Raw genomic sequence first — 25917 nt, forward strand, 5'->3', positions numbered from 1 at the left:
TACTTTTCTCCGACTGTTCAGTGTAAAAATATTCTATCTATTTCTATCCTGATTATTTAAGAAACTGTTTCATCATTCTCAGTGTGATTTCCATGCTTCCAGGAAGCGCCATTCCGTGGGCATAGCCTGCAAAAACATGTAATTCTGTGAAAATACCTGCTTTTATCAGGCGATTTGCGTAAGCAATTCCACTGTCCCGTAAAGGATCTGTTCCGGCAACAAAAATTACAGCGGGAGGAAGACTGGAAACCTCTTTCATGTTCCCGGGCAGCACATATTTTTCTTTTGAATTACCGTTTTTTCCTATATAGAAATCTTTTAAAACCGGAAAATCGTCACTTTTGAGACCGGGAATTCTTTTAAATTCAACAACAGACGGATAATCCATCCCGAAATCACCAGGAGGAATTTCCAGAACCTGTAATCGGATTTCCGGACCTTTCTGATCTCTTGCGTATTGTGCCAGACTTCCGGATATCCCGGCTCCTGCACTGGAGCCCCCTACTGCGATCAGTTCTGGATTCCCACCGATATTTTTTGCATTTTTACTGGCCCATAACAGGGAAGCATAGGCATCGTGCAGAGCTGCAGGAAAAGGATTTTCCGGAGCGAAACGGTAATCTATATTAACAACCACAGCTTTTCCTTTCAGAGCATAATCTGCACACCTCTGATGATCCCATTTAGGAGTTCCATACACAAAACCTCCACCGTGGAACCAAAGAAAGAGAGGAAGATTTTCCGCATTTTTGGGTTTATAAACCGTGACCGGAATTTCAGGATCTTTTGCATTCAGTCCCGGGATTTTAGTGTTGATTATTTCAAGGCTGTCTTTATTTTTCAGTTCCGGCCATGGCATTTCTGACTGGGTTTTGCGGTCTTTTTTTACATCTTCCAGGGTAATATCCTGAACCGGAGCATTAATCATGGCTCTAAACTGAGGCAGCAATCTTTTTTCAGCTTCCTGAAGGGTGAGTGGACGGTATTGTTGTGCCAATGATAAGCCCGGAATCAGAAAAGATATTAAGAAGAACAGGTATTTTTTCATAACAATAATGGTAAATTCTATTCTTTCAAAAGTAATATTATGCTTACCACCGGATGATACGAAAAAGAAATTTTGTGATACGGAAAAGAAATTTTTATAAAATTAATCCAATTATATATTTTTCACATCTTATCTATAAGTTGTGAAATTAATTCCTTTTAAAGTGATACAATTAAGCATATTCACCCTGCTATTTCTTACATACCCAGACCTGAAAGGAATTGACTCATCCTTTCATTTATTTGATCCGGGAACTCTCCGTTTATTGCATGTGATGCCGCTGGCCAGACCTCAGCCTCAACATGATTTGAAAGACTTTTTGCGAAGGCTAAGGCCTTAGAAGAATTATGAACGATGCTCTTCCCCGCAAAAATGACCAGTATTGGAACATGAATAGAATTTAATTCTTCAGCGGTAAACTGTTTAGGTGGTGGTGTTTTGATGGTAAATTCTTTTAATCCAATCGAAATAAGGATGGAAGTAGAATTTTGTGAGTCAATTTCTGCTCCTCCGGAAATCCAGCTCATTGACTTTTCACGCCATTTTTCAGGGATAAAGGGAAGAGTGGTGATCAATGAAAAAAGAATAATTTTTAAAGAAAACGGAGCAAAAACCAAAGCTGGGTCCAACAAAATGATTGATGCAATGCATTTGGGGTAATTGACAGCATAATTCACTACCGACCATCCTCCGAAAGAAACACCCAGCAGGTGTACTTTCGTTAGCTTCAATTTCATTATTACCTCTTCTACCCAACTTGCCTGTTGTTTATTATCTTTAATGGGATGTGTTTGAATACTTAAGCCAGGTTCTCCCAGAAGGTCCATAGCATAAACATCATGAGTCTTAAGCAGACCTGTAAGATTAGGTTCCCACATCGGAGTTGAAGCTGCCCTTCCGGGGAAAAGCAGAATAGGAATCCCTCCCCGATTTCCAAACCGATACACTCTTACATTTCCATAAGCAGTATTTATATCAAATGTACCCTGCGGTACGGGCAGTTCTTTCATAGCTTCATCATAAAATTTAAGAAATTTCTGATGTGCTTCCTGTGATTTAAATTGACTGTTTTCCATAAAAATTCTATTATTTGTTGAAAATAACGGATATTGAACAAACAATTTTATAGCGTTGTTTCTGTCCATCTTAGTTTAGAACTCAATACGGTTAATATCAAGATTAATCTGGCTAAGTTATAACTTAAAAATTAGCAGATCGCTTTATAATATACTTCTGAGTATCGTTTACATAAATTCCGGTATTCGTCCGCAATGGATTTTTTATTTAATTTTTAAACTGCTTCCGGAAAGCAGCAGCTGTCATGCCTTTATGCTTCTTAAACTGTCTGCTTAAATGGCTCTCATCGGAGAATCCCAAGTCATCTGCAATTTGCCCGATGGAATATTCACTGTAGATCAACCGCTGTTCTACAATATTCATTTTATACTGGGTGAGATAACAGTGTAAACTATCTCCGGTAAGATTTTTAAAATATTCACCGATATAATTGGCAGAGAGATTAAACTGTTCTGCAAGATGCTTTATTCTTAAATTTTTAGGACAGTGTATATGCTGATGCAGGTAAACCAGTATTTTATTGATCAATGGTTCATCCATGGTTGAATCTGATACGGTCTGCTGAGGATTCACGTTACGGGAAATGATATTTAAAACAAGAATTACCAAATGCTGTAAGTTTTCATCAAAATAGGAAGGCTTGTTATTGTATTCTATGATCATGTTTTGAATTAATGAAGTAATCATATCACAATCTCTCTGCTCTTTAATTAAAACCTCTTCAAAACGGTTGTGCTGCGTAAAAATAGCTTCCAATTGTTTTAACCATTTTATGACTTTTTCTTTTTCGTTTTTGGTTTTGTACTGTTCAAGAAAAACTTCGGAAAACCGGATGGAGCAATAGCGTGTAGTGGTCTTACTTTCAAAACCTCTGCAATCTAATGGGGTGAATAAAAAAATACTCCCTTTACTGTATGAAAACTTGTTTTCATTGACAATTCTGGTGCCTTCACCTTCTATGATCTGTACAATTTCGAAGAACTGATAGATCAGCGGCCGTTCATTCCAGTGCTCCATATCTGATACAAACAGGTCTAAAGGTTTATGTAAATGTTTAGCTTTCATTACCCGAAATGTACAAAAAAAACCGCTTGATATTCCTGTTCTCGTCTTTTGGCTCATGCTAATTTTGTCAAAAAAAGAATATGTCACAGAAAAAGTTAGCCACGCCATTCACCAATGGGAATATTTTTCTTTCCAGCAGAGTTGTCATGGCTCCTATGAACCGTAGAAGAGCTGTTAAAGGCATACCGTCACCATCCATGATCACCTATTATCAGCAAAGAGCCGGTGCAGGATTATTAATATCAGATAATATTGCCGTTTCTTCAAATGGTGGAGCCTATATGAATACTCCGGGAATATATAATAAAGAACAAAAAGATGCCTGGAAAAAAGTAGTGGAGGGAGTACATGCAAAAGACGGAAAAATATTTGCACAACTGGTACAGTCAGGCCGTGTAGGACATCCTGCCATTCAAAATAATGAGCCATTGGTAGCTCCATCTGCCATCTCCGTGAATGAAACGATCCGTATTCCTGATAACAGCTATCAAAGCATGACGATACCTGTTGCTATCAACACGGATGAGATTCCGGTTTGGGTACAAGCTTTTAAAGGGGCAGCCATCAACGCAATGGAAGCTGGATTCGACGGGGTTGAAATCCATGCGGCCCACGGCTTTCTGATCGATCAGTTCATCAATCCTCTAAGCAATACCCGAACGGATGAATACGGCGGAAGTATTGAAAACAGAACGAGGTTTCTCTTTGAAGTTATGAAGGAAGCTATTGCAGCAGTTGGTAAGAATAAAGTAGGTATAAGACTTTCTCCTTTCCGCGAAATTTATGATCTGAAAACTTATCCTGAGGAACTGGCAACCCATGAATATATCCTTGATGAGCTGCAGAAACTGGATATTCTGTACATTCACTTTTCTAATGCAATAAATGATGGCAAACCTTCAATTCGGGTAAGCTTTCTACAGAATGCCAGACAACGCTTTAAAAATCTCATCGTGATCGCAGGTGGGTTTACAGTAAAAACAGCCGAAGAGATTCTGCAAACCGGTCTTGTTGATCTGGTTGCTTTCGGCAAGCTTTATATTTCTAATCCTGACCTTGTGGAACGTATAAAAAGTGACCTTCCATTGGCAGATTGGGATGAGGAAACGTTTTATCATGGCGGAAACAAAGGGTATATTGATTATCCGGATTTCTCTTACAACAAGTGTATCAATTACTAAAAATAAATTGTCAATCGCTCCATAGCATCTCTGGGTTCATGTCATTGGAAGCAGAGAATATCTTTAAAATCCTGTGATTTTCACGGGATTTTATCTTTTAAACTAACCGTGGATCTCACTGCGTTTAACGATATAATAAGCTAATTCACCGTCTGTTCTTTTCAGATTATCAATCCGGTTAAAACCGGCCTTCTCCAATACTTTCTGTGAGCCTGTATTATTCAGGTCGGTTACGGCTACAACCTCATTTGCCTCAGTCTTTAAAAAGCAATATTTTACGAGAGCACGGCTCACTTCCGTGGCTATACCTTTCCCCCAGTATTTTTTACTCAAAGTATATCCTATTTCAATCTGACCGGGGACATCTGCAAAATTTCTGGCAAGACACATGCCGACAAAATCATTATTTTCAGAATTGAATATTCCAAAACGGCCGAACGGACCTTTAAGATAATCTTCCAAAGCTATTTCAAACATTTCCGTATACTGCTCAGGAGAACGGTATGGAAGGTATTCTGTAACGTCTTCATCTCCAAAAAGATCACAAAACAGGTTTCGTTCCTCCGGTAAAAATTCACGGATCATAAAGTTCTGATCCTGATGTAAAATACGCATATTAAAATTCTAATTACTGAGAAAGTAAAGGTACAAATTAATACTTCGTTGTAATAATGCAGCCTTTAGTACTTCTGCAGACCCATATTTAAGTTTCTAAATATGTGGTCTTTGAAAATAAAACCTTCCCTTTAATAACCTTTGAGGCCGATTGATTATCTTTGAGTAAACTTAAGAACAAATATACCAGGCTTCTTTGAAAATTGTTTAACAGATTGACCTTAAATATGAAAAAAAAATTATTTTCAATTGTATTGTGCTGTTCGATGGTTACAGCTGCTTTTTCCCAATCGAAAGCTTACATTCCCGTTTCAAAAGAGCTCTATGATACCATTATAAAAAAAGACAGTATTCTTTTTGCTGCTGCCAATTCCGGCAATATTGATAAACTGAAGACTTTCTTCACTGAAGACCTTGAGTTCTTTCATGACGTTGGCGGCCTGGCAGACTATCAGGAAACTGTTGACAATTTCAGCAGAGTAGCTAAAAATTACTCCTATACCCGGAGAGTTTTGGTTCCGGAGTCTGTGGAAGTATATCCTATTAAGGATTATGGAGCTGTACAAACCGGAATTCATCAATTCTGCCGCCTTGAAAACGGCTCCCTGATTAACTGTGGTACATTTAAGTTTGTTCACGTGTGGAAAAAGACTCCCGACGGATGGAAAATTTCAAGAGTGGTCAGCTATGGACACTAAATGCAAATAAATTATAAACGTTCCCCAACAAATGATTTGCAAACCTTCTCACATGCAATGGTATGCATAATATCAACAGATCTTCCATCCCGGATATTAAAAAAAAATCTTACTTTTGCTTGAAATAATAAAAATTGTTTAGAAACATTTTATTAGTAATTTTAAGACACAAATTTATAAAACATTAAAATCCCTTCCACATGAGAAAAATAATTCTACTCATTACATGCATGTTCGGTATTTCAGTTTTCTCACAGATTAAAGTGCTGAAAAATGAAAGCTTGGTGGAAATTGGCAAAGATAATTCCGTAGGTTTATATAAAAAAGAGGATAAATTTACCATCAACTACCAGGATCTTAATACAAGTAATCTGAATACTATAAGATCTTTTTCCTTCCAGAACCTGAACAGCGATGTATCCGGTCTGTATAAACTGCTCATGGATGGTTTCATATCTTCCCCGGACGAAAACATTATCCTGGAACTTCCTAATGATATTATTGAACTTCATTACGAAAAAAATTATGGCCAGCCTACCGTACAGTTTATCCAATACATCAATAAAAACCGTAAGTATGTTGGAAAATCACAGTTTTTAACAAAAAAGCAGGTAGATAAAGTATTTGGGAGAACGAACGGAAAATCCGCTATGTATGAGAAGCCTGCTACCATGCATCAGATCAATGGTACAAAGTCTTCCTCAAATCAGGCATCCACTGCTGCACCAGCATCAAACAGCGGCAGCAAAAACAAGAAATCAAGGAAATAATCATTTTATTTTTCAATATTACCGAACTCATTCATCCGGATGAGTTTTTTATTTTTACTTTTGTATAAAGACATTATTTATTATGCCGCTTCAGATAATCAATTTAACCAAGAAATTTGGGGAACAGACTGCACTAGACAACATCAATATTTCTATTGATAAAAATGAGATCATCGGCCTTTTGGGTCCTAACGGAGCCGGAAAATCCACCCTGATGAAATCTATTGTCGGAGCATTGAAAATTGATCAGGGCGAAATTATCTTTAACGGAATGAATATTTCCGAAAACGAGATCGAAAGTAAGAAAAAAATAGGTTTTCTTCCCGAAAACAATCCGTTATATCTGGAAATGTATGTCAGAGAATACCTTCAGTTTGTCGCTAATATTCATAAAATTTCTTCAGCCAGAGTTGATGAGGTGATCGAACTGGTAGGCATCACTCCGGAAAAGTCAAAAAAGATCGGCCAGCTGTCTAAAGGGTACAAGCAGAGGGTTGGTCTTGCGCAGGCCATCATTCATCAGCCGGACCTGTTGATCCTGGATGAACCGACCAACGGCCTGGATCCTAACCAGATCATCGAGATAAGAAATGTAGTGAAAGAAATCGGGCAGCAGAAAACAGTACTTCTGTCTACTCATATTATGCAGGAAGTGGAAGCGCTGTGCTCACGTGTCATTCTGATTCATAAGGGAAACATTCTTCAGGATTGTCCTATCGATGAATTTAAAGGCAGATTCAACAGTCTGGAAGAAGCTTTTGCAAGCTATACAGCTGTTTCTTAATTACTCATGGAAATTCTCATCACTCACGGACAGAACATTATCAAAGTTCTGTACGATGGTTTTGCCAGCTGCTTAATCATCAGGCGTCCTGTGGCCGTTAACTGGCCGGATTCCAGAGGAAGTGTGGGTGAATATTATGCGGTATCGGAACTCTCTGATGAAGAGAAAATAACATTGGCTGACAGCCTTAACCGTTCTCTTACGGATGGAACAGAAGCCGAAATCATGGCTGGGATTGAGGATTTCCTTAACCTTTTTGAAAATGGCAGTTACCAGGTTAATCTGGGTACAATTCCGTTCGGCAATTCCAACTTTTACATGACAAGCCCTTTACCTGCTGATAAAAATGTTCCTGACCGGAAGAGGTTTTCCGGCTGGTTCTACCCTTTCCAGGATTTTAATTATCTGTATACGCTGGAAAGTAAAAGCATCGATCCCAAAAGAATAGAATATTATATGGATCTTATCAGAAAAGGAGGCTGCCCCAAACCCATTGTATTTTACAGTCTTCACCATCTGGATCCCATGATGAGCTGTGCCTTTGTTTTGGACGGACACCATAAAATTGAAGCGTATACCCGTCTGAAAATGGATATCCCCGCAGTTTTTATTGTAAAGGATAATAACGGTTACAGTTCTGCATCAGAGATCATGCATGGAGCACACGATCTCCTTCAGGATATTGAGTTTGAACATCTTTTTCAGAACAATGAAGAAAATCTGCCCAACATTAATTTTATCAATGATGAACTACTGACCAATGCTCTGGATAAAATGCTGAAACAATCGGAAAGAATTGACACCTCTATTATTGAAGTTTTGATCAGGCATTACGAATCCGGTTCTACAGATGATAGAAAGTGGCTGGACAGGCGGCTCGGCTTTTTAAGGGAAAACATTCACCTGAGCTTCTTTAGTTTCAAAAAGGGTTTAAATGTCTATTCGCCTCAATATTCTGAAAGACACAAGACCAATATATGGTTTCTGACAACGCTTAAAAACACAATGGAGCTGAATACATGGATCACAGAAACGATCTTACGGTAAACACCCAATGGCTTCATATTTGATGGGTCTATTAATCTAACCAATAACCTATAGTACAATGATTAAAAGAATCTTATTAGGAGCCTTTTGTATAACTCAGTTTTCCTTAGCATATGCAATTGAGACTCCGGCAGCATCCCATTGTATTTCTGTTTCCAGCGAGATACTTCCTTCCCAGCAAGTTCCGAAAACAGTGATCATCAAAACGAAAAAATTTAAAATCAGGATCGATAAACAGCCAAACGGAAAATATCTTTACCAGTCGTGGTCTGCCAATGCCAGGCTCACTTCAAAGCCCAATATGATCATCAGCGACGGTGAACTGATTCCTGACGGTTCCGGAGGAAATTATTATTTTAATTTTTCCAATAAGGGGCATACTTATCAGGTATGGAGAAACTATCTTACCGATTCAGCTTCCAAAGCACCTTACACACTGACTGTGAATGATGAGAATGTTCAGGAAATTGTACGTCAGGACGGATTTGTGGTGAAGCAATAGTATTACTTAATCAATCTACAAAGTAAAAACATTACTAACCTGCAGATTACGTCATTTCCAGACATTAAAACTTGGAATGGTGTAATCTGTGGGATTTTTATATAATTTCAATTTATTGTACAGACAGGCTTATTACGAACCAAACTGTCTCAGCTGTGTATGGAAACTGCTTGCTTCATAGCTTTCCTCAGCAGCTTTATATCCTATATTAAAAATTTCTTCCAAACGGTCTTTTTTGCGTTCAAAAGCTCCGTAGGAGGAAAGTTTTTGGGAAGAAATAAACCAGTCACAGTACTCGAATTTTCCTTTTTCGACTCTATAGGAAAGAAGGTCGTAGGAACGGGAAACGATGGCTTTGATGGATTTCAGATCTTTAATATCAATATCATGCGGCGGTGACACGAAAACACCGATGAGTTTATCACATTCTTCCCTGATGATATCTGCAGGAAAATTGTTCAGCACTCCGCCATCGCAGTACATTTCCTCACCAATGATATACGGTGTTGTAACTCCGGGAATAGAGCATGATGCAATAATGGCATCTACCACTTCGAAATTTTTGTCAAAGATTTTCTGGGTTCCCGAAACCAGCTCTGTAGCTACAATTTTCACTTCCTTTTTCAGATCTCCCAACTTCATATCATGAAAAATAGGCTTAAGATAATTTCTGAAAATCACGGAAGACACCAATCCCGGCTGGTTGAAAGTGAAATGTTTCCAGTTGAAGAAATAAACCGAATTGAAAAATTCCAGGATTTCATCCGGCGTTTTTCCTACGGCATACAAACATCCTACAATAGACCCTGCGCTGCAGCATGACAGCACGTCAATGTCTATGTTTTTTTCATTCAAGAATTTTAAAACTCCTGCATGGGCGATGCCTTTGGTACCGCCTCCTGACAAAACCAACCCTGTTCTCTCAAAATTCATAGTATAAAATTAAGAAAAGAGGACGAGAAATTGTAGTTAATTTTATTAATATTATATTAAAACCTTACTTTAATATAATACATAGCAAACTATTCCAGATCGTCTTTTTTTGAAAGTAAACAAATTTAATTTGGAACGATCAGTTTAAATTGTATCTTTGTCTTATGCCAAGAAATAAAGAATTTGACTATACAGACAAATTGGAAGTAGTACGTAACCTTTTCTGGGAAAAAGGATACCATACCACATCTATGCATGATATTGTTGCTGTTATGAAGCTGAACAGGAGCAGTATTTATGATACCTACGGCAATAAGCATGATTTATTTTTAAAATGCCTTTCAAATTATGCAACCTTCAAAGAAAATCAATATGTAAAAGCCTCACTGGCAAAAGATAAGGGAATTGAATCTCTAGAATATATCATCCGAGATGTTGTAAATCAGACGCTGGCAGATAATAAGGCCTGTCTTATTGTAAAAACTATTTTTGAGGTGGCTCCTTCAGATCCCGAGGTTAAGCAGTTCATTTTAAAGAATGCTGCTGTGCTGCAGGCTATTTTAGAACGATCCATATCACAGGCTCGTTCGGAAGGAGATATCAAAAGTGAAAGTTCTTCGTCTGTTATTGCCCACTATATCCTTTCTTCTTTCAGTAGTTTTTGGAGCCATTATATCTTAACGCAAAATAAAAAAGAAGTAACGGAAATGGTTGATTTTTTAATGGAGCAAATCAGGAAATAATTTTTTTTTCAAATACTGGAACGATTGGTTTAAAATAAAATATTAACACGCAAAATAAAATGGGAACAATGACTTTAAATGAGATCAGAAAAAACAAAATTGAAACCTATTTCAAAAAGATAGATTCAGGATTATTTGATGATGAATACTTTGATCTTTATACTGAAGATGTAGAAATGTATTATCCAAAATTCGGGTTTGAAAAAGGAAAACAAGGAATTAAAAATTTTGGAAGGGTCATAGGAAAGCATTTGGAGAAGCTCACTCATGATATGCACAATTTCAGATATATTTTTTCAGACTCTATCATAGTGGTGGAAGGTAATGAAAAAGGAATGACAAGGTCTGGTAAAGAGTGGCCGGACTATACTACCTCTTTTGGCAAATTTTGTAATGTCTTTGAATTTGATGATGAACTGATCAAAAGAGTACATATTTATGTAGATCCGGATTTTGCATCGGAGGATACTGAAAGACTTATTATTTTCAGGAATGAATCCCAATACGTTAAAGAGCATTCAGTGTCTCAAACCAAAGATGTGGTTGAAGAATTCTATGATTTACAGTTCGGAAGAAAAGAAGGAAATATCGTGGATCTTTTTGCTGATGTTGTAGATTGGGATTTACCTGGTAACAAGGAAAAATTTCCATGGACAGGAAAAAGAGAGACTAAACAGGAAATAGAGCAATTTTTTCATGAATTATATGATCACATAAAATCAGAAAGCTTTGTTATTGATTTTATTTCTGTAGATGGAGAAAACGCAGCCGTAGCTGGACATTTAACATCCAAGATACTGAAATATGACAAAGTATTCAGTACCGAATTTGTTGTTATTTTTAAAGTTATTAACGGAAAAATTGTCAAATATCATTTTTTAGAAGACAGCTATACACTGAATGAAGAAATGAAATAAAATGCATTCTCTTCCCCTGTACAACACTCCTATGGTCATTATAGAATATTTTAAACCACAAAAGTCACAGAATTTTCAAATACTTTAAGCATATAAATTTTCCGGCTTTTGTGGTTTTATTTTGATACATCCAGAATATGGATCTTATTTAAGCAGATATTCCTGCATAAAACGGATCACCGCAAGACGCTGAAAATCTACATTTTCTTTCTTTCTGAATCCGTGGCCTTCATTCTTAGCTTCCAGATACCATACTGTTTTCCCCTGGGCTTTCAGCTTATCTCTCATCTGAACAGCTTCAGTGACAGGAACTCTGGGATCATTGGTACCCTGAATGATAAACATTGGCTTTTTGATCTTGTCAATATTATTCAGAGGTGCAATTTTCATGAAGAATTCAGCCATTTTGGGAATTCTTTCGTCGCCATACTCTACCCTTCTCAGATCTCTTCTGTATTCTTCCGTGTTTTTAAGGAAAGTATTAAAGTCTGAAATGCCCACAATATCCACGGAACATCTGATCTTATCTGCATACTCATAAGCTGTAGCTAAGGTCATAAATCCGCCGTAACTTCCTCCCATGATCATAATCCTGTCTTTATCCAGTTCAGGCTGTTTTGCGATCCAATCCAGAAGGGCTCCGATATCTTTGACAGAATTCATTCTTAAATCCCAGTTATCAGCAGCAATAAATGTTTTCCCAAATCCGGATGAACCTCTTACATTAGGATAAATCATGGCAACTCCCATTTCATTCGTAAAATAGTTGGAAGATCCTATAGAGGAAGCCATAGACTGCCCTTCCGGACCGCCATGAATATTAATAATCACCGGTCTTTTTCCGGTAAATTTAGAAGCTGCAGGATAATAGAATCCTGATATCTTCATTTGGTCAAAGCTCTTCCATTCGATGAGCTTGTGAACAGACATATCGGCCGGCTGCATTTCGCCCTGCTCACTTTCTGTCCATCTTTCTATGTTTTGGGTGGCCAAATCCATTTTATAAACATCCGATCCGGAATTGGCCGCAGATCTCGAAAAATAAAGGGATCTTCCATCGTTGGAAAACTTCACGCCGCCAATCAAACCGGCCGGAATCTGATTTACAGGTGCATATTTTTTGGTTGTCGTATCAAGGATATACAGCTTATTGACTCCGCTTTCGTTGGTTACAAAGGCAAGTTTAGCGTGATCTTCAGACAGATCATAATTTTCTATGTTCCATGGAATGGAAGAGGTCAGATATTCGGTTTTCTTTGTTTTCAAATTTAAAACGGCCAGTCTGCTGAATTCATTATCCCTGTCTGTGACATAGAAGATTTCTTCAGGATTTTTACTGAAAGAAGCCCCGCTCTGCACCACTCCTTTTTCCTTTCTGTCCGTAATGGGTTCCAGTTTTTTGGTTTGCAGATCATACATATACAGGTAAGAATCATTAGCAGAAACATATTCTGCGATCAGCAGCTTTTTGCCGTCTTCTGAAAGATCAGAGATTCCCCAGCCTCCGCCTTTTACTTCCAGCACCAGCTGTGTATCTTCCGGTTTTAACGGGTTCATATAATAAATATCCCTGTCGCCGCCGTTTCTTTTGGTAGATGAAAAATAAAATCCTGAGCCGTCTTTTTTCCAGGTTACTCCGCCATTCTGCGATCTTCCGCCGTCTGTAAGAAGCTTGGATTCCAGGGTTTTCAGATCCAGCCTGAAAAGCTGTCCGAATTCATTTCCCCCTGTATCTTTCGTGTAGATCAGATAATCTCCTTTTACAGGCTCGTAAGATGCTGTACCGACAGGCTCATCAAAGAAAGTAATCTGTTTTCTCGCTCCCATCGGGACAGAAATCTTATGAAGCTGGTTGGTAGATGCAAAACGGGTTACAGCAATGATCTCTTTTCCATTGGGATGGATGTCTGCAATACTTGCATTTCTGCTTTCGGAATATTTTTTAAGAGCCTGATTCAGGGTTTTGGGAACAGGCAGGATATTTTCGGCAATAAGATTCTCATTAGGGCTTACAAAGTCATTTTTCGTCTGCGCAGACAGGAGCCCGGCGAACAGAAAAGAAAGAATAATATATCTGTTTTTCATGCTAAATTTTTGCCTGAATTTACAAAAAACCACAGACATTGTCTATGGTTTCATTTATTTTCAGAAGTTTCTATTATCATTTTTTATCGTATCGTTCAAGGATCTTTATTAAATCTTTATCCTCAACCATCGCATCTATTAGTAGGACAAGATCAGGGTACGCCCCGAATATTTCTTTCAGTTGTGCCCTCGCCCCCGGTGCTCTAAAATATATTTCATTAATATTTTTATTATTCCGCATGATCAGATAATCCGTATTCTTTGTTTCGTAAGTGTAAATAGGGCCGTTATAAAAGCTCTTTCTGTACCATTGCGTCTTATTACCGCTGTACATCACCTGAAGCAGCCCGGAATCTTTAGAAAGAACGGATTTTGAATGTACGAATTTTCTTTTAACATTCTTAAAATCCTTTATTTCCAGGTATTTAATATCATTTTCATTCACCTTCAGCTTTTTACCTGAAGGATCCAAAACTGTGATCTGCCGGATATAGGTTGCAGGAGAAAACTCATCATTATCATACAAACCAATATTCAGAATTTTTGTTTTTACGGTATCTTTAGAGTTTTTCAGGACATACTTTGCAGGAAAATATGTTTCTTTCTGAGAAAATAAAAAATTAAAACAAAGGAAAAGGAGTAATAAGTTTATCTTTTTCATAATTGCAGCTATCATAAAAAAAGCCCAGAACAAATCTGAGCTTTAAATATAGTTATTAATATTTTAGTTATTAATATACTTTTCAAAAATCGCTGAAAAGTCTTTCTGGTTGTATTTTTCAAAACTGCTTTTTGACCAGTTGAAAACATATTCATTGACGTTCTGCAGTTCCTGGCTTTTCGATACATTCTCCTGCTTTCCTGCAGCCACTGTGGTAATCGCTTTCTGAAGACTGTCTACAGAAAACCCTAAAAGTGACTGGTTGTGGTGCACTTCCTGCTGGATCGCCAAAAGAGCTTTGTAAAGGTCTTTTAACTGATCGATCTGGCCTTTACTCACACTGATCATCAGGGGAACATTTCCGATATGAAATGAAATTTCCACGTCAAGATCTATTGTCCCTGCAGTCTGCAGTGCAATATTTGAAAAAGGAAACTGGTAATATTCATATCTTCTTAAAATCCTTTTTTTGTCCAGAGCACTCGCCCCGTCAATATGGATTAATGCTCTGTTGGTAAAGCAGTATTCGTCTCTTTTGGATTTGATCAGGAAGAAAATTTTCTCATTATCTTCGGACAAAATATAGTCATCAGAGTCTACTTTGTCATAGTCCTGAGAAGGAATGATCTTTCCGATATCGCCAAGGCCTAATGCTTCTGCGGCAAGTTTTTTAAACATCTTTGAATAGAGTTATCAGTTAAATTGCTTTTAGATGTGGATTACTTCACCGTAAGCTGCTGCTGCTGCTTCCATAATTGCTTCAGAAACCGTTGGGTGCGGGTGGATAGATTTAATGATCTCATGCCCTGTTGTTTCCAGTTTTCTGGCAACTACTGCTTCTGCCACCATATCTGTAACTCCTTCTCCAATCATGTGGCATCCTAACCATTCACCGTATTTGGCATCAAAAATAACTTTGATAAAGCCATCTGTATTTCCGTTGGCAGTTGCTTTACCACTTGCAGAAAGAGGGAATTTACCTACTTTGATCTCGTATCCTTTTTCTTTAGCCTGTTTTTCTGTAAGACCTACGGATGCTACTTCAGGGTGACAGTAGGTACATCCCGGAATATTGCCATAGTCGATTTTTTCAACATGCATTCCTTTGATTTTCTCGACACAAGTGATTCCTTCAGCAGAAGCAACGTGTGCCAATGCCTGTGTAGGGATGATATCACCAATTGCATAGTAACCGGGAACGGAAGTTTCGTACCATTCGTTTACTAAAACTCTTCCTTTATCAGTCTGGATTCCTACTTCTTCCAATCCGATGTTTTCGATATTGGCAGCAATACCTACAGCAGAAAGTAAGATATCGGCTTCAAGGGTAATGTTTCCGTTAGCTGTTTTTACCGTCGCTTTAACGCCTTCTCCGCTTGTGTCAACGCTTTCAACTGAGGCATTGGTCATGATCTCGATTCCTGTCTTTTTAAGAGATTTTTCCAAGTGCTTGGAAATTTCCTCATCTTCTACAGGAACGATATTTGGCATAAATTCTACAACCGTTACTTTAGTACCCATTGTATTATAGAAATCGGCAAATTCAACCCCTATAGCCCCAGAACCTACAACGATCATAGATTTTGGCTGCTCAGGAAGAGATAATGCCTGTCTGTATCCGATTACTTTTTTACCATCCTGAGGAAGGTTCGGAAGTTCTCTTGAACGTGCTCCTGTTGCGATAATGATGTTCTCTGCTGCATATTCAGTCACTTTACCGTCTTTATCTGTAACAGAAACTTTTTTACCTTTCTGAACTTTAGCTGTACCAAGAATCACGTCGATCTTGTTCTTCTTCATAAGGAATTCAATTCCTTTGCTCATTTTGCTGGCTACGCCACGGCTTCTCTGGATCACGTTTGGAAATTCAAAGCTGGCTTCCACTTTATTCAGACCATAGTCTTCAGCATGGTTGATATAATGAAAAACCTGAGCAGACTTCAGTAAAGCTTTCGTAGGAATACATCCCCAGTTCAGGCAGATACCTCCTAAGTTTTCTTTCTCGATAATTGCAGTTTTGAAACCCAATTGTGCTGCTCTGATCGCTGTAACATAACCGCCAGGACCGCTTCCGATGACAATGATATCGTAGTTCATTATTTTAAAAATTTTTATGCGAATTTAAGGAAAAATATTGGATGTTATATGTTCTGTCATTTCATATTTCACTGAAAGCTAACTTCATTTTACCGGTTACCGTTCAATTTGATATTTCTGAATCCCGTTTTTAAGTAAATCATTAATATTATTTAAAGTTCAGATGGTACAATTTAAACCTTCACCAAGTAATTTAAGTATAAAAATTGAAAACAATCATCTGTAAATTAATAATTTATAATATTTTTTATACTTTTGCATGAAAATAAACATATAATGAAAACAAAGAATATTATTTCGTTCTTTCTTTTATGGAGTTTGGCCTTTAACGCACAGGTTGGTATTAAGACCTCCACGCCTAACAGTACTTTAGCTGTTGCAGGATCTCTGGGAGCCGACTATAAGCAGATTACCACAACCACCTATACTATTACAGCTACGGATCACTACCTGACGTATAACGGAGCAGCCAATGCTACTTTTACACTTCCGGTCATCGGAACCGGTGCAACAAGTTATACGGGAAGAATTTATAAAATAAAGAATATCTCTGCATCCGGCATTACACTTCAGGCATCCAGCGGTAATACTCTGAGAATCGACAATACTCCGGTTGCTTCTTTTGTGATTCCTACAGGCGCTTATGCTGAAGTTGTGAACAACAGCAATACCACCGGAGGAACCTGGGATTTGTCCTTTACTGTTCTTCCTAAACCGAGCAATGTAGAAATTTACGGGGTACAGCTTTCTATTCCTCCTCATGGCAACGGAACGGGTACTGTAGCAGACTGGTCCAACCATACAACAACATCCTATGATACAGGAACAGGCGCAGATGCATGGTGGGTTATCAGTAAAACGTCTACCACTTATGCCCATACATCCACTTATTCTAATGCAAGCAGAATGATGATTGTATATGAATACCAGGGGACGCCTTTCAATGTGACCAATATGTATCCTATCTTAACGGCAGGAAACAATTCCAGCTTTCCGGATATTTTTACAACATCTTTTGTAAGTCTTGCAAATGTCAGCGGAAAAACGAGGCTTACCGTTTCTGTTTCCCGTATTGACTTTATAGGAAGTAACGGATCAAACAACAGTAACTGGACCGGAACTTTCCTTCTTAACTTACTGCTGGCCAGAAAATTATACTAAGATAAATTAAGGTAAACTCGGAAAAGACCGGGAATAATGATAAAATAAAAAAGCCGTTTCACAGTTTGTGAAGCGGCTTTTTAATATTTCAGGTTGATCCCAGTAAAACGGTAATATTACATTTTTCTAAGTAATCTTTTCTCGGTCCGGTATCTTTCATTTAAAGCTTTCATCTGATCTCTTTTCATCTTTTTTGTCGAAAGCGGATGATTCATAATCAGTTTCTTTTCTGTATTGTATTTTTTGTCCAGCTCACGCGATTTACTGCTGATTAGCTCACTTTTGGACGGATGCGGAGGAGCCGGAGGTCGTTTCTGGGCATTAACAGTCATTGACAAGCCTAGTAATAATACTGTTGATATAAAAAATTTTCTCATGACATTTACTTTTTAGAATGATTTTAAATGATTAGTTATCAATTAAATTCATTAGGTTTAAGTAAATATTACATATATCATACCATAATTTTTATCATTTTCTAGTGAGACTCTGCGGCAACCGGAAAAAACAATCTTTAAACTTTGCACCATTGTCCAAAAGTCACCTACTATATTTCTTTGTATGCACTTCAATTTCAGAGCCTTCTGCAAGCATTACCGAAACAGGCACCTGCTGGTTCAGGAACTCAAACTCTTTTCCATACAGGGTACCGAACTCTATTTCCAGCTTATAGTCTTTAATCTGATAATGATTCCATTTTGGGTGGCAGACTTCATATTCTGAGGTTTTATTTTTTCTTTGGGTAAAGCCGAAATAATGTTCTGTAATAAATCCAAATTCTGAATCATCTTCCATCAGCATTGGCTTACTGTCGGCCGTGATCCGGAGAGAATGCCAGCTTTTGTCTTTCCAGGAGTATTCAACCGTCATTTCGTCATCATTCACCTGAATGTCATTCTTCATCGGCATTGTTTTATAATTCTCCTGATAAAATGTATTGGCTACAAAGCTTAACGCGTATTTGGGAACAATCTCTTTGACAAAAACCACCCCTCTTTTCCAAGCATTTTTCTCCTTCTTTTTAACGTAAAATCTCAGGTTTACTTCTTCGAAATTCCGGTAAAAAGGAATTGAGAGACCCAGTAATCTGGTATTTAAAAACATAAATCCAACCAAGCTTACATAACATTTTCCCTGATAGAAGTCGAGTTCCGTACCTTCAGGAAGGTATTTCTTCAAAATTACAGGATCTATTTCGTAATTGATGATGGCCAGCTTTCGCCATTCTGCTTTTAGAAAGTTCATTTTTTGTTGATTTTGGGTTTGGTTTGGGATGTGGTTATTTAGTTTAATTAACTGTTTCTGCAGTTTTCTTAATTAATTCATTCCGTTCCCATAAGAAGTTTTTCATGTAATCTTTAAGGAAAATGTGATTAAAAAATCTTCCGACCAATCCAAGTGGAGATTCAAATTCAAAGATATCGATCATTAATATGTTGTCCTTTCTTTTCTTAAATATGTGCTGATGTTTCATGGTTTTGAATGCTCCTTTAAGCATGATATCGGGAAACTGAGATGGTTTTTCCATGCTTATGATTTTTGTGGTCAAAGTTCGATTAACTCCTAAATGTTTTGCTTTCCAGGTAACGGTTTCCCCTTCTTCAATGAGTCCTGAGATCCTTCCTGCTATTGCTTTTTCATTGGTTCTTCGTGTTGACTTTTGATGAAGGTCAATATCTCTCGCCAAATCAAAAACTGTATGAATATCTGCTTTGATGAGGGTTTCTAAATAAATTGTAGCCATTATTTTGTTTTTAAAAGTTTCCAGACTCATATTTCGGGATACATATTTCAGTTTTATGTTCACTGTCCCGCTATATTCTTTAAAAAGCTAATGAACTATACAAATGTTTTCATGATCATTTATTTTAAAAGGTTAGAAAATCTCCGCGTGTTCTTTTATGGGAGGATCTGAAGGTGATATACATCCAGATTTTAAAGATGAGTGTTTTCATTTTCGATGAGTTTTTCTTTATTAATAGCATGTTTACGTCCTTTCAGAAACAGAAGGAGATTAAGAAGCATCATCAGTCCGAGATAGATAGAAAAGCCTCCGATTTTTTTACTTAAAGCAACAACCAGTCTTTCTACAGATTCAATCTGAAAAAACTCAATGATGCACAAGGCAAATCCGATGTTCAGGAGATAAAATCCTATTTTAAAGAGTGAATTTGTTGCCATCGCGATGTCTTCCTTCTGGTGAAAAATATCGATCATGAATGTTTTTGAGTTTTTAAACAGAAACTGTGATACCAGTACGGTAAGAGTAATCACAATTGGCAGATAGATCATGTACGCAGAAAAATTGTACGTCTCGTTTAAAACTGTTGTGGTCATAGCTGTATTATTTTAGGTTAGTTTGTTTCTTAAAAAGTAAAGTGTAAAAATGTTCATATAATGAAGGATACAAAGAATCAGAGCAATATATCCGATACGGACGGCAGTAACTGCTATGACTTCTTCAATAGAACCGACCCGGTCCCAAAATGCAAGATTGACAGCAATATATCCGAGATTCAGGAGGTAATAGCATCCAAGAAGTATCCTGTTGATCGTAAGGCACATCTCGCTATCATGAATAAGATATTCCAGATAAGCCTTTCCTGCCTGAAAACATCTCCTTCCCACATCTATGGTAATGTAAAAACTCACCGCAAGAAAAATGATATATGAGATTATATTAAACATTTTATAAATATTATATTTTCAGTAATTTTTGAAAATTAAATTCAAATAAAAAAGGATAATATCCTCTTCTATTTTAACAGGTTGGTAATTTTTCCTACCAGCCAGTGATCATCACTTTTTATCGCCAGATCCATAATATTGTTGATCTTTCCGGTTACAGAACTGAAATCATCCATCAGCTTTATAAATTCTTTTGCTTCCTGGGAATCGTTGTCTTCTATATTTTTCAGCTCTTCAAGGAAGGATATTACAGGCTCTATTTCCCTTTTTCTTCTTTCTTTTGTAATCTGTTTGAACAGGTACCAAATGTCTTTTTCTGCTACGAAATATTCTTTACGGTCCCCTTTTATAAATTCCTTTCTTACAATTCCCCAGTCTATCAAAGCCCGGAGATTCATATTGGCATTCCCTCTTGAAATCTCCAGCTGCTCCATCACCTCATCGGTAGAAAGTGGTTTTCCAGTAGCCAGAAGCAGTGCGTGAACCTGTGCCATTGTACGGTTGATTCCCCAGTTTGTCGCAAAGGTGCCCCAAGTCTGAATGTACTTTTCTTTTGCTTCTGAAAGTTTCATTTGTTTCTCCATTTTCAATTTCTATAACAAATGTAATTATATTTTTTGAATTTTCAATAATTATTGAAAATTAAATTTAAAATAAAACAGACATTTTAAAGCAATGTCTGTTTTAAAGCTATTTTTTGATAGATTTATAGGTTTCTACCAGTCTTATAAATTCAGACCTGTACCCTTCTTCATCTTTGTTTTTACCTTCTCTTGCAAGTGTTTCAATAGCATTAAGATCTTTTTTGCTTATTAATTTTGAATCTCTCAGCACTAATCCAAACCATGCAACAGATGATGCAAATTTAAAATCAGGGCTTGCAGATGTGATAGGTTCACCAGAATTTTTTACAACCTGAATGATCTCAACACTTTTATCTTCATCCGGCTTTTTATAGCGGAACTTAACTGTTGCCAATTCATCTCCGAAGTTTTGAGAATTTGAGGTTTTCGTATATTTTAATTTGCTTGCTTTAGGAACAAATACTGATGTAACATTTTTAGGAATTATCTCATATAAAGCAGTTACCGTATGTCCGCTTCCCAATTCCCCGGCATCAATCTTATCGTTCTTAAAATCTTCATTTCTCAGTTTTCTGTTTTCATAGCCAATTAGTCTATAAGATTTTACGTATTCAGGATTAAACTCAATCTGGATTTTAACATCTTTCGCAATCGTGTACATACTTCCAGCAAATTCCCGTCCCAGAAATTTATTAGCTTCCTGCATGTTATCAATATAAGCATAATTACCGTTTCCTTTATCCGCAAGAGTTTCCAGTCTATTATCCTTATAATTTCCCATTCCGTAACCCAAACAGGTAAGAAAGACCCCTGACTTTCTTTTTTCTTCAATTAAAGTTTCAAGACCTGTGGAAGAAGATACTCCAACATTAAAATCACCATCTGTAGCTAAAATAACTCTGTTATTCCCACCTTTTATAAAATTCTCCTGGGCCAATTGATAAGCAAGTTCTATTCCTGCTCCACCAGCGGTGCTTCCTCCGGCACTAAGATTATCCAAAGCTGCTGCTATTTTATCCTTTTCCTTAGCCGAAGTAGGAGCTAAAACCATTCCTGCACTTCCAGCATATACTACAATTCCCACTTTATCCTGAGGTCTCAATTGATTCAGAAGTATTTTTAAAGAAGATTTCAATAATGGTAATTTATTGGCTTCATCCATAGAACCGGAAACATCAATAAGAAATACCAGATTGGAATTAGGAAGATTATCCATCGGGATATTTTTTCCCTGAAGACCTATCTTTAACAATTTATGATCAGGATTCCAAGGTGAATCGCTGTATTCTGTATTGATCGAAAATGGCCTTTTACTTTCAGGTTGAGGATAATCATATCTGAAATAATTCATCATTTCTTCAACCCTTACTGCATTTTTATCTACATTATCTCCACTGTTAATCATTCTTCTGATATTAGAATATGATGCATTATCAACATCAATAGAAAAAGTGGATACCGGCTGACTTCCTGTCAATTCAAAAGGGTTTTCAACTAAGGACGCATACTCTTCATCATAATCTATTTGCTTTTTCGTGTCTTTTTTACCAGCAGAACTTATTTTATTATAAGCTTTCTCATTCGTATCAAAAGATTTCCTTCGGTACGAGCTTTCCATGATAATACTTTCCGATGAAACTTCCACAGCAGTTTGTCTCTTAGCCTTAGGACAACCATTATATTCAGGCATTCCCGGAACCGTGGGGCAGGCATCATCTTTATCCAATATACCATCACCATCAGTATCCGGCCAGGGACAGCCATTGTTTTCCGCTGGCCCTGCAATGGTAGGACAGGCATCCTCTTTATCTAAGACTCCGTCACCATCTGTTTCGGGCCACGGGCAGCCATTATTTTCCACAGGACCTGCAATTTCAGGACATTGGTCTAATTTATTGGGAACACCGTCCTGATCTTTATCTTTCCTTATGCTTAAAGGCTTAGAATTATTTTCAGCTGTAGATACTTTATTTGTGGTACAGCTTCCTAATACCAGAATTACTATTGCAGCACTAATTTTTTTCATCATATTTTTTTAGTAGCTGTGAAATTATCAAAATATATTTAATTTCTGTTAAATACCTTTAAAATTTTGTTAAAATCAAATTATCATAACCACAAAAAGTATTCAACATAATCTTTAAAAACTATTTTGTCATTACTTTATAACTCTCAATAAGTCTTATAAATTCGGATCTGTATCCTTCTTCATCTTTGTTTTTACCTTCTCTTGCAAGTGTTTCAATACTGTTAAGATCTTTTTTGCTTATTAATTTTGAATCTCTCAGGACCAACCCAAACCATGCAACCGATGATGCAAATTTAAAATCAGGGCTTGCAGATAGTATTGAATGATCAGTATTCTTCACAGGCTGCACTATTTCTGTGCTGGTATCCCCGTCTGGTTTCTTGCAACGGAATTTAATAGTTGCCAACTCATCGCTAAGATTTTCAGAAGGAGAAGTTTTGTTGTATTTCAGTGTATTCTCTTCAGGCAGAAATTCAGACTGTATGCCGGCAGGAATCACTTCATATAAAGCTGTTACCGTATGTCCGCTTCCCAGTTCTCCGGCATCGATCTTATCATTGGTAAAATCTTCATTTCTCAGTTTTCTGTTTTCATAGCCAATGAGGCGGTAAGAGCTCACATATTTAGGGTTAAATTCAATCTGGATCTTAACATCTTTAGCAATCGCGTAGATATTTCCTGCAAATTCTTTTCCCAGGAATTTATTAGCTTCCTGAAGATTGTCAATGTAGGCATAATTCCCGTTTCCTTTATCGGCGAGTGTTTCAAGCGTATTATCTTTATAGTTACCCATTCCAAAGCCCAGACACGTCAGAAAAACTCCGGATTTTCTTTTCTCTTCAATCAAGGTTTTGATGTCTGAAGTGGAAGAAGCACCTACATTAAAATCTCCATCTGTAGCTATAATTACCCGGTTGTTGCCATTTTTAATAAAATTTTCCTGTGCCAGCTTATAGGCCAGCTCAATTCCTGCTCCGCCTGCCGTACTTCCTCCTGCCTGAAGATTATCCAGTGCAAGAATTATTTTTTCTTTCTCTTTGGCAGAAGTTGGAGGCAGAACCATGCCCGCACTTCCCGCATAGACTACAATTCCCACCTTATCTTCAGGTCTGAGCTGTTCCAATAGCACTTTGAAAGAAGACTTCAAAAGGGGAAGTTTATTCGGTTCATTCATAGATCCTGAAACATCAATCAGCAATACAAGGTTAGATGCCGGCACTTTATCCATCGCAATATTTTTTCCCTGGAGACCTATTTTTAAAAGCTTATGGGCGGGATTCCAGGGTGCACTGCTGTATTCGGTATTAATAGAAAACGGATCGTTATTTTTCGGCTGAGGATAGCTGTATTTAAAATAATTAATCATTTCTTCAATTCTTACCGCGTTTTTATCTACGGTTTGTCCATTATTGATCATTCTTCTGATATTGGAATAGGCAGCATTATCTACGTCAATAGAAAATGTTGATAAAGGCTGGCTTTTGGTCAATTCAAAAGGATTTTCTTCAAATGCATCATAACCTTCATTATCGGAAACAACATTCTGTTTGTACTGGCTGATTGTTTTCTGTATTTCCTCTATCCTTCTTTTCTCTTTCCTGGAAAGTCTTTTAGTTTTTACTACAATAACTCCGTTCGCTCCCCTGCTTCCAAATAATGCTGATGCACCAGCTCCTTTTACAACTTCCACACTTTCAATCTTTTTAGGATTTAATGCATTGAAATAATCACGCTGTACTATTTCACCATTCACTACAAATAAAGGTTCGTTTGTACTTTTCAGACTTGCAGCACCTCTTATCATTATTTGATTATTATCTGAATAGCCATTATTAATTGTATTGATTTTATCTGCAATTTTATCATTTTTTCTCCGCCTAGTTCCATAAGCCTGAACCTGAACACCCGCTACTTTTCCCTGAAGTGCCTGAGGAACAGTAGTTGAAGCAATATAATTAGACTGCACGCTGCTAACGGCGCTGGAGGTATAATTCTGTGCTTTTTTAGGCTTAAACCCTGCTAAAAGAACTTCTTCAATATTCTGCGTCTGTAAAGTATCTTTCCATTTCCCGCCTCTTGCAGCAGGAACATCACCAGCTCCCTTCTTTTTGATGTTATATTCATCTGTTGAGTAAGCATTTTTCTCTGAAGCATACCTCTCGTCATTCTTATTAACGGCTAAAGCTTTACTCTTGTTGTCCGGCTCTTTAATAGCTTCATTTTTTGCTAAAGAAAGGGGATTCTGTAATGATTTTGAAATTTCAATTTCCTTTTCAATATTCGATTTAACTGTGCTGTCTACTGTATAAATGGCCTTTTTTTCAGGATGTATTTCAGTACTGTTTTCTACAATTAAAGGGGCTGAATTTTCAACAGTTCCGTTTTTAGTCATAAAATAAAATGCTCCCAAACCAAGAATCAGGCTGGCTGCTGCTCCATAAGGAAGCCAAACCGGCAATATTCTCTTTTTCTCTTCTTTTTGATCTAATTTTTCTTCAACCTTCGCCCACACTTTATCAAAACCCTGAAAAACAGCCGGTTCTTCTGAAAGCCTAGAAGCATCATTGAATCTTTTATCTATGTCGTGATTATTTTCCATTTTTCTAAAGTTTAAATGTTCTGATTGACTAAAAGTTCCTGTAGTTTTTTTCTTGCGAAATTGAGCTGGGATTTAGAAGTCCCTTCGCTTATCGAAAGCATGGATGCAATTTCTTTATGCGGATATCCTTCAATGGCAAACAGATTGAAAATTGCTCTGCAGCCTTCGGGAAGAAAGTTCAGCAGGCTCAGAATATCTTTTTCAAATGAAATACTTTCTGATAAGGTTCCGGATGTTTCTGCAAAACCGTCATCCATGGAGACGAACTGTGCTTTGGCAGCTCTCAGTTTCTGCAGACATTCATTGACTGCAATTTTTTTAGCCCATCCTTCAAAAGTGTCCAGATTCTGAAGCTGGGTGATCTTGGTGAATATTTTGTAAAAAGTATCGGCCAATACTTCTTCAATATCTTCGTCATTTTTCAGATAGCGTCTGCAGACTGAGTACAGCCGGCCCGCCATTTTCTCGTAGACCTTCCGCTGAGCACTACGGCTGTTACGCTGGCATTCTATTAGTAATTCTTTTTCCATAGTCAGGCTTTATACTGTAATAGATGCATAATCTCTTGGATGGGTTGGAAACATTTAAATCTTTTTTTGATAAAAAGCAAAATACTTAATAAACCGGTAATAA

27 protein-coding genes are annotated in these 25917 nt (G+C 37.3%); 9 read left to right on the forward strand and 18 right to left on the reverse strand.

The window, feature by feature from the left end; genetic code table 11:
- Positions 1 to 52 precede the first annotated feature (52 nt).
- From J4Q03_RS13525 to J4Q03_RS13535, 3 genes are all read right to left on the reverse strand, one after another.
- A complete protein-coding gene (locus J4Q03_RS13525; protein ID WP_426048664.1) occupies positions 53 to 1048 on the reverse strand; it encodes an alpha/beta hydrolase in 996 nt (331 codons plus the stop codon).
- A gap of 197 nt (positions 1049 to 1245) precedes the next feature.
- A complete protein-coding gene (locus J4Q03_RS13530; protein ID WP_426048665.1) occupies positions 1246 to 2124 on the reverse strand; it encodes an alpha/beta fold hydrolase in 879 nt (292 codons plus the stop codon).
- A gap of 208 nt (positions 2125 to 2332) precedes the next feature.
- Complete coding sequence (locus J4Q03_RS13535; RefSeq protein ID WP_426048666.1) at positions 2333 to 3190, reverse strand: AraC family transcriptional regulator; 858 nt, start codon at positions 3188 to 3190, stop codon at positions 2333 to 2335.
- Positions 3191 to 3270: 80 nt separating this feature from the next.
- Here J4Q03_RS13535 and J4Q03_RS13540 point away from each other — a divergent pair, with 80 nt between their 5' ends.
- Positions 3271 to 4371 (forward strand): alkene reductase, encoded by a 1101-nt coding sequence (locus J4Q03_RS13540; RefSeq protein WP_426048667.1) that lies wholly within the window; start codon positions 3271 to 3273, stop codon positions 4369 to 4371.
- 102 nt (positions 4372 to 4473) lie between these two features.
- On the opposite strand, the gene J4Q03_RS13545 is transcribed toward J4Q03_RS13540, so the two are convergent.
- Positions 4474 to 4986: a GNAT family N-acetyltransferase gene (locus J4Q03_RS13545; protein WP_426048668.1), complete on the reverse strand. Its 513-nt coding sequence runs from the start codon at positions 4984 to 4986 to the stop codon at positions 4474 to 4476.
- Positions 4987 to 5213: 227 nt separating this feature from the next.
- On the opposite strand from J4Q03_RS13545, the gene J4Q03_RS13550 reads away from it, so the two are divergent.
- The 5 genes from J4Q03_RS13550 (at position 5214) to J4Q03_RS13570 (ending at position 8787) form a co-directional block, all read left to right on the forward strand.
- A complete protein-coding gene (locus tag J4Q03_RS13550; RefSeq protein ID WP_426048669.1) occupies positions 5214 to 5684 on the forward strand; it encodes a nuclear transport factor 2 family protein in 471 nt (156 codons plus the stop codon).
- A 200-nt stretch (positions 5685 to 5884) separates the two neighbouring features.
- Positions 5885 to 6454, forward strand: coding sequence for a hypothetical protein (locus tag J4Q03_RS13555; RefSeq protein ID WP_426048670.1), 570 nt, complete (start codon positions 5885 to 5887; stop codon positions 6452 to 6454).
- An 82-nt stretch (positions 6455 to 6536) separates the two neighbouring features.
- Positions 6537 to 7238, forward strand: a complete 702-nt coding sequence (locus tag J4Q03_RS13560; RefSeq protein ID WP_426048671.1) for an ABC transporter ATP-binding protein — start codon at positions 6537 to 6539, stop codon at positions 7236 to 7238.
- 6 nt (positions 7239 to 7244) lie between these two features.
- The gene (locus J4Q03_RS13565) at positions 7245 to 8285 is read left to right on the forward strand and encodes a hypothetical protein (RefSeq protein WP_426048672.1); all 1041 of its coding nucleotides are present in this window, start codon (positions 7245 to 7247) and stop codon (positions 8283 to 8285) included.
- 58 nt (positions 8286 to 8343) lie between these two features.
- Entirely contained in the window at positions 8344 to 8787 is a 444-nt protein-coding gene (locus J4Q03_RS13570) for a hypothetical protein (RefSeq protein ID WP_426048673.1), read from the forward strand.
- A gap of 132 nt (positions 8788 to 8919) precedes the next feature.
- Here J4Q03_RS13570 and J4Q03_RS13575 read toward each other — a convergent pair whose 3' ends face one another.
- Positions 8920 to 9720: a patatin-like phospholipase family protein gene (locus J4Q03_RS13575; protein WP_426048674.1), complete on the reverse strand. Its 801-nt coding sequence runs from the start codon at positions 9718 to 9720 to the stop codon at positions 8920 to 8922.
- 164 nt (positions 9721 to 9884) lie between these two features.
- Here J4Q03_RS13575 and J4Q03_RS13580 point away from each other — a divergent pair, with 164 nt between their 5' ends.
- On the forward strand, positions 9885 to 10463 hold the full coding sequence (locus tag J4Q03_RS13580) for a TetR/AcrR family transcriptional regulator (RefSeq protein ID WP_426048675.1): 579 nt from the start codon (positions 9885 to 9887) through the stop codon (positions 10461 to 10463).
- Between the two features lie 59 nt (positions 10464 to 10522).
- On the forward strand, positions 10523 to 11380 hold the full coding sequence (locus J4Q03_RS13585; protein WP_426048676.1) for a nuclear transport factor 2 family protein: 858 nt from the start codon (positions 10523 to 10525) through the stop codon (positions 11378 to 11380).
- 144 nt (positions 11381 to 11524) lie between these two features.
- Here the strand turns inward: J4Q03_RS13585 and J4Q03_RS13590 are convergent, their stop codons facing one another.
- From J4Q03_RS13590 to lpdA, 4 genes are all read right to left on the reverse strand, one after another.
- Positions 11525 to 13465, reverse strand: coding sequence for a prolyl oligopeptidase family serine peptidase (locus tag J4Q03_RS13590; protein WP_426048677.1), 1941 nt, complete (start codon positions 13463 to 13465; stop codon positions 11525 to 11527).
- A gap of 76 nt (positions 13466 to 13541) precedes the next feature.
- On the reverse strand, positions 13542 to 14126 hold the full coding sequence (locus J4Q03_RS13595; protein WP_426048678.1) for a hypothetical protein: 585 nt from the start codon (positions 14124 to 14126) through the stop codon (positions 13542 to 13544).
- A gap of 63 nt (positions 14127 to 14189) precedes the next feature.
- Positions 14190 to 14804 (reverse strand): PH domain-containing protein, encoded by a 615-nt coding sequence (locus J4Q03_RS13600; protein WP_426048679.1) that lies wholly within the window; start codon positions 14802 to 14804, stop codon positions 14190 to 14192.
- Positions 14805 to 14834: 30 nt separating this feature from the next.
- The gene (gene lpdA / locus J4Q03_RS13605) at positions 14835 to 16223 is read right to left on the reverse strand and encodes a dihydrolipoyl dehydrogenase (protein WP_426048680.1); all 1389 of its coding nucleotides are present in this window, start codon (positions 16221 to 16223) and stop codon (positions 14835 to 14837) included.
- A 276-nt stretch (positions 16224 to 16499) separates the two neighbouring features.
- Between lpdA and J4Q03_RS13610 the strand changes: the two genes are divergently transcribed.
- Positions 16500 to 17384, forward strand: a complete 885-nt coding sequence (locus J4Q03_RS13610) for a hypothetical protein (protein ID WP_426048681.1) — start codon at positions 16500 to 16502, stop codon at positions 17382 to 17384.
- Between the two features lie 116 nt (positions 17385 to 17500).
- Here J4Q03_RS13610 and J4Q03_RS13615 read toward each other — a convergent pair whose 3' ends face one another.
- The 9 genes from J4Q03_RS13615 to J4Q03_RS13655 all read right to left on the reverse strand — a co-directional run bounded on the left by J4Q03_RS13615 (position 17501) and on the right by J4Q03_RS13655 (position 25814).
- Positions 17501 to 17761, reverse strand: coding sequence for a hypothetical protein (locus tag J4Q03_RS13615; protein WP_426048682.1), 261 nt, complete (start codon positions 17759 to 17761; stop codon positions 17501 to 17503).
- 163 nt (positions 17762 to 17924) lie between these two features.
- Positions 17925 to 18629: a YqjF family protein gene (locus J4Q03_RS13620; protein WP_426048683.1), complete on the reverse strand. Its 705-nt coding sequence runs from the start codon at positions 18627 to 18629 to the stop codon at positions 17925 to 17927.
- A 43-nt stretch (positions 18630 to 18672) separates the two neighbouring features.
- Positions 18673 to 19128 carry an SRPBCC family protein gene (locus tag J4Q03_RS13625; RefSeq protein ID WP_426048684.1) on the reverse strand — a complete coding sequence of 152 codons (456 nt, stop codon included), beginning with the start codon at positions 19126 to 19128 and terminating at the stop codon, positions 18673 to 18675.
- 191 nt (positions 19129 to 19319) lie between these two features.
- Positions 19320 to 19721: a hypothetical protein gene (locus J4Q03_RS13630; protein WP_426048685.1), complete on the reverse strand. Its 402-nt coding sequence runs from the start codon at positions 19719 to 19721 to the stop codon at positions 19320 to 19322.
- 12 nt (positions 19722 to 19733) lie between these two features.
- Positions 19734 to 20072 carry a hypothetical protein gene (locus tag J4Q03_RS13635; RefSeq protein WP_426048686.1) on the reverse strand — a complete coding sequence of 113 codons (339 nt, stop codon included), beginning with the start codon at positions 20070 to 20072 and terminating at the stop codon, positions 19734 to 19736.
- A 68-nt stretch (positions 20073 to 20140) separates the two neighbouring features.
- The gene (locus J4Q03_RS13640; RefSeq protein WP_426048687.1) at positions 20141 to 20644 is read right to left on the reverse strand and encodes a GbsR/MarR family transcriptional regulator; all 504 of its coding nucleotides are present in this window, start codon (positions 20642 to 20644) and stop codon (positions 20141 to 20143) included.
- Positions 20645 to 20762: 118 nt separating this feature from the next.
- The gene (locus tag J4Q03_RS13645; protein ID WP_426048688.1) at positions 20763 to 22685 is read right to left on the reverse strand and encodes a vWA domain-containing protein; all 1923 of its coding nucleotides are present in this window, start codon (positions 22683 to 22685) and stop codon (positions 20763 to 20765) included.
- A gap of 118 nt (positions 22686 to 22803) precedes the next feature.
- The gene (locus J4Q03_RS13650) at positions 22804 to 25284 is read right to left on the reverse strand and encodes a YfbK domain-containing protein (protein ID WP_426048689.1); all 2481 of its coding nucleotides are present in this window, start codon (positions 25282 to 25284) and stop codon (positions 22804 to 22806) included.
- Positions 25285 to 25295: 11 nt separating this feature from the next.
- The gene (locus tag J4Q03_RS13655; RefSeq protein WP_426048690.1) at positions 25296 to 25814 is read right to left on the reverse strand and encodes an RNA polymerase sigma factor; all 519 of its coding nucleotides are present in this window, start codon (positions 25812 to 25814) and stop codon (positions 25296 to 25298) included.
- Positions 25815 to 25917: the final 103 nt, after the last annotated feature.

The sequence above is a fragment of the Chryseobacterium sp. NFX27 genome, assembly GCF_049887855.1.
GTDB lineage: Bacteria > Bacteroidota > Bacteroidia > Flavobacteriales > Weeksellaceae > Chryseobacterium.